Genomic DNA, 10,915 nt, shown 5'->3' with positions numbered 1-10,915 from the left:
AATATAATCAAATATTCAGCACAAACAGGATGACAAAGTAGATGCCCATTGTAACCAGTCCGAGAGGTACTCCAAGCCTTGCCCATTCCTTGCTTGTAATTCCAAGTTTATTTGCTGAAATTATATTGGGTATGTTGCCCGGTATCAGCATGCCGCCTGCTATTAGAAGCCCCATGAGTGCGGCTTTTATCTGTAATGGTTCCATGGTCGGACCTATCTCAGCAGCGGCCAGGGTAGCATTATCAAGGATGGCTGATACCATATTGACCCAGTACAGTACGGTGGACGGCATTTTTGCGATGTATTCAAGTATAATAGGCTTGAAACCATCGCCGAGGAATACGAGCGCCATTATAAATACGTATACCTTGACACCTCTCATTATAACGTCTTTCAGAGTCTCATTATAATCTTCGACTTTCATACCCGGCTCATTAATATTTACCTTACCCAGGAAGAACATCCCGACTATACCGTATGCGATAATGCCCGGCAAAACGTATATAGCGAGCATATCGAACAGGAAAGTGAATGTTGCATTGTATGGCGGTCCGGACAGTTTCGAGATGGCAATGGTAGAGAGAGGTTCGCCAAGAGGCGTGAGCGCTGCACCCAACCCTATTGAGAAGCATGCGATTACTGTGAGATCTATCTTGGATTTCCTTGAGAGCGGCAGGGCATTGACCATTTCCACGAGTATGATAGCCGCAAGAATAGCAGAAATAACACTGGAAAACAGACCAAGTACCGCGATGAGGATGAAAGCCATGATCTTCAATGAGAGCGCTTCGGTCATCCTCCTGATAGCCCTGTGAATAGGCTCATGCCACTTATAAATAATAAATCCCACGATAAGTACGACCTGTACGATCCCTATGGGGAGATTAAGGTCATTGGCTATATACAGCGGGGCGATCAACGCTTCTTCGATGATCTCCAGCCTCCAGCCGGTCTCTGCGCCGGGAATGGTAACAAAACCCGATATTGTCAGCGCCAGTACTCCGCATACGAACAGGAATACTTCCAGATTTTGCTCAATGATCTTTATCTTGAACGGTCCGATCAATACGAGCAGGAATATTATGAAAAGTCCTATTGCGATTCCTAAATCAAGTGCCATTACTATTATTTCCTCCTATACATTTAATTCCAGACTGCAAAATATCTGAAAACCTTTTTCCCTATTTAACACTGACTCTTTTATAATTTGTGGTTTTAACCGTATATAAACCAGATTATCCCGGTACTATATGCCAGTTGAGCCGTTCTCAGAGATTACGCTTATCAACACAAAAAAGAAATACATCCCCAGAAATACCATCCCTTCCCTCCTGTCGATAACGTATCCTGTAGTTTTAAATATGAGCAGTAATACCGAAAGCAGCAGCATGAACGCGAGCTGAACAACAATGACTCCGGAAGCGATGTTAACAGGTCTGATGACAGCCGCAATCCTAAAAATCCATAGCATGTGCTTGATATTGTGGCAGGGAGGCGCACATGTGAGAACTGCTATTAGATTTTGTTTAAAATGCCCGGCAAAATATTATTTTTTTAACGCAGCCACTTCTCATAAAGCATGAAATGTCTTCCCGGACGGTAATAATCTTTAACTGCGATATTCCCATTAACTTTCACAGTCACTCCCTCCTTGAGGCTGATATTGTTAAATCCCATACTTTCGAATAATTTCTTTGAAGGGGTATTTTCCGGATCGATTGTCACCTCGATTCTTTTTAATCCAATATCTCTAACTTTATTTTCTGCTCTCTCTAAAAGAAGGCGTCCGATCCCTTTCCCCTGCATTGAAGGACTTACACCTATCTTCCACAGGAAATATGTACTTTCATGAGTCTGAGATTTGATGCCCATAAGGTAGCCGACAATCTTATTTTCATGTTCTGCAATAAAACAGGTATTGCCGAAATATCTCAGCATTATCTTATAGAAATGTTCAAAGTAATTCTCTAAAGGTTTGCAGGTACTTACGAATTTATGAACTTCAAGGAAATCATTTTGGTTTGCTTCTCTTATGTTTATTTGCAATGTTTTAATCGGTTCACGTAATTTATTTTTGATTTTATCAACTCCTCTGTGCCTATATCACTGCGATAATAAAAATCACCCTTTACGGAAGATATCGCTTCCTCAACCTTTTTATGGGCTTCAAATATTGTACTACTTTTTGCCAGGAAAGCGATTCCCCTCTCGGTGCCAACATTAAGGTTGCCCTGCCCGTCAAGACCGGAGCTATAATAAATAGCCACCCCTTTCTTCCGTATCCGGTTTTCATCCAGAATAACATTAAGCGTCTGATTTAACCGCCGGGGATAATCCCTTGGAACAATATATTTACATACAGTGGCAGTATTTTCAAATTCCAGCTTCTTTTTGTTACCATTCATCAGGCTTATGATTAAGTCCAGAAGGTTGTTCTTCATTGGATATACCGTATTCATCCATTCAGGGTCTCCTGGTCTGAAATTGTACTCAATCAATTTGACGCCATCATCTGTAATCATGAATTGTCCGTATAAAAAACCTGAACATCTTTTGCCGGTCTCCAATTGGAATGCCTCTAAAGTTTTCTTTATTATTTTTATTGCTTCATCATAATCTTCCTGCTCCATGAACGGCAGCAGGTATCCGGTGTCAGAATATGATCCCATGCTGGCAGTGTTTGGACCCGTCTCGCCGGGCAGTAACTTTTTGAAATCCTGCACCGCCGGGGTCGGAATGATCAAATCCCCGTTTACTAAGCATTGTAATGTAAATTCCACCCCTTCAAGTTTCTTCTCTATGAGCACTCTGGAACTTCCGCTTATTTTCTTGCTGTAAATTTCCTTTATGTAATTCATCACATCTTCTTTAGTTTTCAGTTGATCTCCAAAAACCCTGACACCAAGACCATCAGTAAGTCCGACAGGTTTGACTGCCACGTTCCAGTTTAAAATTCCAGCAAAATCAATCGCTTTATCAACATCATCAAAGACTTTGAACTCTGGTATGGCATTTATAAGATACTTTTTCATAAGCTCTCTTGTGAACGCCTTATCAAATTCCAGTCCGGCAGCCTGCTTATTCGGGCCAAATACAAGTATCTCCTCTTTTTCCAGGACATTTACCAGACCAGCGGATAACGGTCCCGCCGTGGTAATAACGACTAATTCAATCTTCTTTTCCTTTGCATAGTTTAAGATATTTTTGATGTCATAGAGGCTGCCGATCCTGTACCCGTTTGCCAGAGTTATGATACCCGGGTTCTTCGTATCCATGTACGAAAATACCTTAATATCAGTATCTTTTTTTATGTTCTCGATTGTTATCTGCTCTTTTGCCCAGCTCCCAACAACAAGAACTCGTTTAACAGCGCCTGTCATTTTTTAGCTCCGTATCTCCATCTCCAGTTTATCTCTTCTCTCTATCCTATCGGTGCTCTCAGGAATAAGGGAGATTGCGTCGTCGTAATCTGAAAGTAATTTTTCGATACCGATTGCATGTATTTCTTCAGCTTCTTCAAGTTTCAACTGCAGTTTACAATCCCTGCAGTTCCTATCGCAGAAAACAGGCTCATAACTATCAGGTTCCTTGTATGTGGTAATAACCCCTTCATAGTTCCTCAGAACCACCTTATTGGTTGACCATGAGATTAGATAGGTTGGTGTTACAGGAATTTTCCCTCCTCCTCCGGGTGCATCGATTACGTATGTAGGGACTGCAAAACCGCTGGTATGCCCTATCAAGCTTTCCATTATCTCAATACCTTTACCGACAGGGGTGCGGAAGTGTGATAATCCTTCTGAAAGATCGCACTGGTAAAGATAATAGGGTCTCACACGATTTTGAACGAGTTTATGCACAAGTTTTTTCATTATTCGTGGACAGTCGTTCACTCCTGCCAGCAGGACGGATTGATTGCCAAGGGGAATCCCTGCATCAGCCAGTTTTCTCAAGGCTTCTTTTGAAGAGTCTGTTATTGCTCTTGGATGATTGAATTGTGTATTTATCCACAACGGGTGGTGTTTCTTTAATACAGCTACCAATCCATCCGTTATACGGTAAGGCAGTACAACCGGCATTCTCGTACCTATGCGTATTACCTCAACGCTGGGTATTTTCCGCAATTCAGTAAGAATCCAGTCGAGGTAATCATCGGATAACATAAAAGGATCGCCCCCTGATAACAGGACATCCCGCACAGCAGGAGTATTTTTTATGTATTCGATCCCTTTCAAGATTTCATCCTTACCAGGGATAGAATCAACATCGCCAACTTTTCTTTTTCTTGTGCAATGCCTGCAGTACATCGAGCAGATATTGCTTATATGGAACAATACCCTGTCCGGATAACGATGTGTGATTCCGGGGACAGGGCTATCTTTGTCCTCGGCTAATGGGTCTTTCATATCATACTTATCGATTATCAGTTCTGATGGCGAAGGAAATGACTGCTTGAAAAATGGGTCATTTCTATAGTCCTCAGTATCGATTAACGATAAATAATAAGGCGTTATGGAAAGGGGGAACTTTGCAATGGTTTTTTCAAGAGATTCCATTTCACTTTCTTCAAATTCGATACCTGTTACCTTCTCAAAGGTTGAAATATCGCGTATAGAATGTTTTAGCTGCCATTTCCAGTCCTTCCAGTTTGAAATCCGCGCATTCGGGCTGATTTTTTCTGCGATCTCCTGTTGTTTCTCATTATAAATAGTCATTCAATTACCTCCTTTTATCCCTTTTAAGTAAATCGTCTGAGACGGGAAGGCGATTTCAATACCCAGTTCTTCAAGAAGCCTCATGATCTTTAAATTGAGTTCCTCCCTGATTGCGAGGGACTCAGCCCAATCTGTTGTCTTCGTGAAGCAGTAGATAAATATGTTTAAAGAGTATGCCCCGAACTCGGTAAATCTTACCATATAAAAAGAATGGTCAAACTTTTCATCTTCTTCGATTATCTTTTTTATGCCAGCCACCGCTTCCTCAATCTTGCCTGTGGAAGTCCCATAAGTTATCCCGAGGTTAAAGTTTATCCTGCGTTTTTTCATTGCAGAATAATTTATAATCCCGGTGTTAATGAACTGGCTGTTGGGTACCGTAACCAGAGCCTGGTCAAACTGCCGGACACGGGTAGTCCTGAACCCCACCTCTTCTACAGTACCCTCGATCTCTCCGACACTTATCCAGTCACCAAGCTGGAACGGTTTGTCGGAGAAAATAGTGATGGAACCGAAGAGATTGCTCACCGTGTTCTGTGCGGCAAGTGCGAAAGCAAGGCCCCCAATACCGAGTCCCGCAAGAAGGGAGGTTATGTTATAATCGAATGGTTTATTCTGAAGGATAAACAATATTCCTAACGTTACCACAAGTATGCGAAGACTTTTTACCAGCAATGGAATTAGCTGGTCATCGAGCGTACTATCGGTCTTTTTAGCTTCTCTATACAGATAATAAGCAATAATATCTATAATTTTAAATAAAAAAAATAGTATTATAAACGAGAATGCCAGAATGTAAATAGCATAAACAAAATTCCATATATTTTCGGAAAGCTGCAAAGATTGTATTGCAAGATAGAAACCTTGAAGTAATATCAGATAACCGAGCGGACTTTTTATCGCGCTTAAAACCTGGTCATCAAGTTCGGTTTTTGTTTTTTTAACCAGAACCGTAAGCTTTTGACTTAGGGTGTACATGAAAATAGACTTTATTATAAAAGTCAATAGTATTATAGTAAAAAACAATCCAAGCTTTTTGACAGATATGCCAAATAAACTCTGATTTAATATTTCTGAAATCGCTATCATATGTTTTTGGTAGTTAACGTTAATTTGAGTTTTTCATACTTTCACAATCTATTTGCTCCCTGCTACAGGGAATATTAAGTTCCTGTTGCAACCGGTACCGCTGCTATATCGCAAACAGATTCACAAAAAAGACGGTTATGGCATCCTTTGATTAAAAAAATGTTTATCAGTGTTATATGATCAAGCAAGAAGATATCTATCATTGCAACTCACCCCTTTCTTTTTTATCTTTAATGTGTCCACTTCGGTTACGGTTTCAAACCAGATGCTCAGGAAGACTGAGAGACAATAGATAATTCTTGCTGTAAATTTTCCAAGTTCATTTCTTTCGATATGCCATGAGATAGAAGATGCATCCGTTCTCATAAAAAATTTAAATTCCATATATATTACCTCCTGTTTTAACCTGAAATCATCATAATGACAATAATGTAAGGTTAGTCGTTTAATGACTATAACTATAATCTATGATAAATGTTTCGAATCTGTGATAAATTGTTATTACATAGAATTTCGTTTGGCGCCGGTTATTCTTAATAAGTTGATGAAGTCAGCTGGTATGATACGGGTGTCCTGTTCGCTTCACTGATGTAAACCAGTCGGATTGCTCCCGGAAATTATGCTTACAAGCACAAAAACCGCATATATTCCCAGAAAAACAGCCCCTTCCTTTCTGTCGATAACATACCCTGTGCTTTTGAATATGAGCAGCAATGCCGAAAGCAGAAGCATGAACGCGAGCTGAACAACAATGACCCCGGAAGCGATGTTAACTGGTCTGATGACCGCCGTAATCCCAAATATCCACAGCATATTGGCAACATTGCTTCCAATGATATTCCCGAGCGCCATCGTCATGTACCCTTTCCGTGCTGCCTGGATCGAGACGGACAACTCAGGCAGCGAAGTCCCTATGGACATGAGCAAAAGAGCAATCAGATACTCTGATACGCCAAGAGCGGTAGAGAGCCCTATTATCGAATTGACAAGGAATCTTGCTCCTATCAGTATGCCAGCCAATCCGATAAGCACTTCAGATACATTTTTTATAAATCCATCCTTACCAATGGTTTCAACACCTATCTCTCTGTATACCCTGACCGAATGCCATAGATAGAGGATGTAAGCAATTATAAACGCTATCCCGCCGATCCTGCCAATCCCGCCGGATGCGAGTATGAATATAGAAGCCAGCGTTAAAATCAGGAGATGCATCTTGCCGCTGTATATCTCGGTATGTTTTACAGTAAGCGGCCTGATGACGCAGGTCAGACCCAGGACAAGGGCAATGTTCGTGATGTTGCTGCCTATGATATCACCGGCGGCTATATTACCGTGGTCAATGTAGGAAGCATAGGAATCAGAAGCCAGTTCTGGCAGCGAGGTGCCCAGCGCCACGATAGTTATCCCAATGACGAAGTCAGAAACCCCGAGCATCTTTGCCAGCTTTGAAGTGCCTTCAATGAAAACATCGCTGGATTTTAAAATAACCGGGATAGAGATAATAAATAATAATACATCCAGTGTCATTTCTGATGGCATTGCTGTCGCCTCGAATATTTATACTAGCGTTAATCCATAATATAATCCGGGTTAATTATATGGCAAAGAACCCTTAATTACTTGTTTGAGATTTCATGGATAATAAGGGGTTGAATAAAAAGTGGCATGCTCTTAGCATAGAAAATGTTTTTGGGATTTTAAAGTCAGGCAGACCGGGTTTGAGTTCGGCAGAGGCGAAAAATAGGCTATCTGCATATGGTTTTAATGAGCTGCCTGAAAAGAAAAAAACATCTCCGGTTGGAATTCTCCTGTCACAGTTCAAAAATTATCTGGTACTCATTCTCATCGGCGCGGCTGTTATTTCAGTCTTTACGGGCGAGACGACAAATGCATATGTGATACTGGGTATTATCTTATTTATCTCGGTACTTGGCTTTGTTCAGGAATATAAGGCTGAGAAGGCCATGGAGGCGCTAAAGAAAATGGTGTCTCCCGAATCGAGGGTGGTGAGGGACGGCACCATTAGAAAGATCCCGGTCAGAGAGCTTGTTCAGGGCGATATTATCCTTATTGAGGCAGGCGACAGGATACCTGCGGATGCCAGGCTGGCGGAGGCTATCAACCTTGAGACCATCGAATCCTCCCTGACAGGCGAATCACACCCTGTATCAAAGAGCACGGAAGCACTGCATGAGAATACCCCCATCGCCGAGCGGAAAAATATGGTCTTTATGGGCACGGTTGCTACGCGGGGCAACGGCATGGCCATAGTTACAGGGACGGGTATGAATACTCAGATCGGCGGTATTGCGCAGATGATCCAGGCAAAAGAGGAAGAACCGCCTCTTAAGATAAAATTCAATGAACTGGCAAAGCAGCTCGCAAGGATTGTCCTGCTAGCCAGCTTTATTATCTTCATTGTGGGGTCGCTGCGCGGTCAGGATATCCTCCAGATGCTGATAGTGGCTGCGGCCCTGGCTGTTGCAGGCATACCCGAAGCGCTACCATTCATAGTCACAGCAACCCTGGCGCTGGGGACGCAGAGGATGGCAAAGCGACATGCGATAATCAGAAGGCTCCCCGCGGTTGAAACCCTGGGGAGCGCCACTGTCATCTGTTCGGATAAGACAGGCACAATTACCCGGGGTGAGATGACCGTCAGGAAAATATTCACTGATGCGATAATCGAGGTAACTGGGAGCGGATATATTCCTGATGGAGAATTTTACAGAAACGGTGTAAAGATACATCCAGCTGCGGATGCGCATCTGAACGAAATTCTGAGAACCGGGATGTTGTGCAATAACTCGCACCTTGAGAATAACGGGGGGTGGCGCATAATCGGGGATCCGACCGAGGGGGCTTTACTGGTTGCTGCTAAAAAGGCAGATATAAACGAACAGTACCGGCGGGTCACGGAACTTCCCTTTGATAGTGAGCGCAAGCTCATGAGTACTCTGTATATGACGCCGCGCGGTATCGTTGCGTTCATAAAGGGAGCACCTGAGGTTATGCTCGGTTTATGCACCCGCATTTATGAGAAAGGAACGGTCAGGTTTCTCAATAGCGAGGATAGAGACAGGATCCTGGATGCGAATAGAGCCATGGCTCAGAGCGCGCTGCGTGTTCTGGCATTCGCGGAAAGGACGTTTGAGAGGGAAGAATGCCAGGAATATACTGAGAGATGCGTGGAGCAAAACCTTGTCTTCGTGGGGCTGATGGGCATGATAGACCCTCCGAGGAAGGAAGTGATAGATGCCGTGGCCCAGTGCAAAAACGCCGGCATCAAGGTTGTGATGATAACCGGGGACAATAAGCTTACAGCCGCAGCTGTGGGAAAGACGATAGGACTTCCAGGTGATGAGGGGGAGGTACTGGAAGGCGGTGAGATCGAAAGGATGAGCGATGATGAATTGGGCAAAGCTGCACGGACCGCTTCAATATATGCGCGAGCTGCACCTGAGCACAAGCTCAGGATAGTGGACGCGCTGAAGCGGAACGGACACATCGTGGCGATGACCGGTGACGGGGTGAACGACGCGCCAGCGCTTAAAAAGGCAGATATCGGAGTGGCCATGGGCATTTCGGGTACGGATGTTGCAAGAGAGTCTTCGGATATGGTTATCACCGACGACAATTTCGCGACGATAGTACATGCTGTTGAGGAGGGAAGGAGAATATACGACAACATACGCAAGAGCGCAGCCTATCTCTTGTCCAGCAATTTCGCTGAAGTATCGATCTTATTCACCGCAGTTGTAATACTTGATTTCCCGATCGTGCCTTTGCTAGCCCTCCAGATACTGTTTGTAAACCTTGTGACCGACGAGTTCCCGGCACTTGGATTGATAACCGACCCTCCCACGAAAGACACCATGTTAAAGCCGCCGCGTAACCCGAAAGAGGGCATCCTGCCAAAAAGAGTGGTACTGTATACCACCGGCATAACACTGACCATTTCTCTTGGCACTCTGGCGCTTTTCGTATGGACGTGGTACTCAAACTATAACCTTCCGCTGGCAGAGAGGACCGCTATCTCGCAAACAACCGCTTTTGCCACATTGATCGTTTTTGAATTATTTAATGCATTGAACAGCAGGTCGCTTGAACAATCTGTATTCAGGATTGGTCTTACTACAAATAGAAGGCTGCTCCTTGCGCTTCTTGGCTCGACTTTTGCCATGCTGCTTGTAATCTACTGGCAGCCGATGCAGGGTATATTTAAGACGGCACCTCTTGGGGTTGATATGTGGGTGAGGATTCTGCTGGTGGCGGGTACTGTGCTTGCCACTGCGGAAATAATAAAGAGATCTTTTAGAGGTGGTCACTAATTTACAGGTTTGCCATTTAAACATAACCTTTTTTATGGTTTCCGAATATTCATATTAATAATAAATTTAGTTGATTTTTAGTCAAATCTGAGTATAAAAAGAAAAGTTTATACATGATAAAGAAAATAACAATCCAATAATAATTAGCATATGTATAAAAGCCCGCTTGAAAAAATATTTGGAAATAGTGCTCAGACAACCGTACTGGAAAGCCTGTTAAAAAACCATGGTGAGTTCATTCACCTGTCTGGAATTGCCAGGGAGACAGGGCTTTCTCACTCAAGCGTGGCAAGGGTACTGGAGCCGCTTATTGAAAATCATATCGTGATCGAGAAAAGACTGGGCAAACAGATCAGGACATTTATCCTTAACGAAGAAAATGAGACCGTGAAGCTGATTGCAAAATTTTATTGCAATCTGGCAGCATTGTATGATAAGAAATAGATTTTACAGGGTTTTCCAGAATATATCATATTCGTAACATCGGTTTTATTTTTTATTTTTTATTTTATAAATAGAAAGATTTAAGTATCGGAAGATAAAATATTAACCTTGTCTAAAAATAGACTGGGGTTGCTAATAAAGCCAAAGCAAGAAGTTAAAATATAAACAGGTGAGTGAGTATATGAGATATTCAAGAGGGGATGTTGTAAGATTCAGAGTAGGATCAAATGAGATACATGAGGGGAAAGTCCAGATCATTGAAAAGAGCCGTGAAGAGGACATTCTTTACATAAACAGTTTCAGCGGATGGGCATATAAAGTAACTGAAAAAAA

The 10,915-nt window shown here is 42.7% G+C and carries 10 protein-coding genes; 2 read left to right on the top strand and 8 right to left on the bottom strand.

All coding sequences use genetic code 11. The features are described 5' to 3' along the window. Positions 1-7: 7 nt before the first annotated feature. From MNV_RS06240 to MNV_RS06205, 8 genes are all read right to left on the bottom strand, one after another. A complete protein-coding gene (locus tag MNV_RS06240) occupies positions 8-1,120 on the bottom strand; it encodes a DUF1646 family protein (protein ID WP_096204533.1) in 1,113 nt (370 codons plus the stop codon). Between the two features lie 126 nt (positions 1,121-1,246). Then, positions 1,247-1,471, bottom strand: a complete 225-nt coding sequence (locus tag MNV_RS06235; RefSeq protein WP_096204531.1) for a hypothetical protein — start codon at positions 1,469-1,471, stop codon at positions 1,247-1,249. 83 nt (positions 1,472-1,554) lie between these two features. Further along, entirely contained in the window at positions 1,555-2,046 is a 492-nt protein-coding gene (locus MNV_RS06230; protein WP_179293832.1) for a GNAT family N-acetyltransferase, read from the bottom strand. Further along, complete coding sequence (gene purD / locus MNV_RS06225) at positions 2,037-3,380, bottom strand: phosphoribosylamine--glycine ligase (RefSeq protein ID WP_096204527.1); 1,344 nt, start codon at positions 3,378-3,380, stop codon at positions 2,037-2,039. The genes MNV_RS06230 and purD overlap by 10 nt, the downstream gene beginning before the upstream one ends. A gap of 3 nt (positions 3,381-3,383) precedes the next feature. Then, positions 3,384-4,715, bottom strand: coding sequence for a lysine 2,3-aminomutase (gene kamA / locus MNV_RS06220; protein ID WP_096204525.1), 1,332 nt, complete (start codon positions 4,713-4,715; stop codon positions 3,384-3,386). Beyond that, positions 4,716-5,693: a mechanosensitive ion channel family protein gene (locus tag MNV_RS06215; protein ID WP_179293831.1), complete on the bottom strand. Its 978-nt coding sequence runs from the start codon at positions 5,691-5,693 to the stop codon at positions 4,716-4,718. Positions 5,694-5,984: 291 nt separating this feature from the next. Next, complete coding sequence (locus MNV_RS06210) at positions 5,985-6,188, bottom strand: hypothetical protein (protein ID WP_096204521.1); 204 nt, start codon at positions 6,186-6,188, stop codon at positions 5,985-5,987. 198 nt (positions 6,189-6,386) lie between these two features. Further along, complete coding sequence (locus MNV_RS06205) at positions 6,387-7,346, bottom strand: calcium/sodium antiporter (RefSeq protein ID WP_096204519.1); 960 nt, start codon at positions 7,344-7,346, stop codon at positions 6,387-6,389. Positions 7,347-7,441: 95 nt separating this feature from the next. Between MNV_RS06205 and MNV_RS06200 the strand changes: the two genes are divergently transcribed. Both MNV_RS06200 and MNV_RS06195 read left to right on the top strand, forming a co-directional pair. Next, positions 7,442-10,138: a cation-translocating P-type ATPase gene (locus MNV_RS06200; protein WP_096204517.1), complete on the top strand. Its 2,697-nt coding sequence runs from the start codon at positions 7,442-7,444 to the stop codon at positions 10,136-10,138. Between the two features lie 150 nt (positions 10,139-10,288). After that, positions 10,289-10,582: a hypothetical protein gene (locus tag MNV_RS06195; protein ID WP_096204515.1), complete on the top strand. Its 294-nt coding sequence runs from the start codon at positions 10,289-10,291 to the stop codon at positions 10,580-10,582. Positions 10,583-10,915: the final 333 nt, after the last annotated feature.

Origin of the sequence: Candidatus Methanoperedens nitratireducens, from assembly GCF_900196725.1 — an archaeon.
Lineage (GTDB): Archaea > Halobacteriota > Methanosarcinia > Methanosarcinales > Methanoperedenaceae > Methanoperedens > Methanoperedens nitroreducens_A.
Note: the sequence above shows the minus strand (reverse complement) of the source record. Positions and strands in the feature narration are given on the sequence as shown.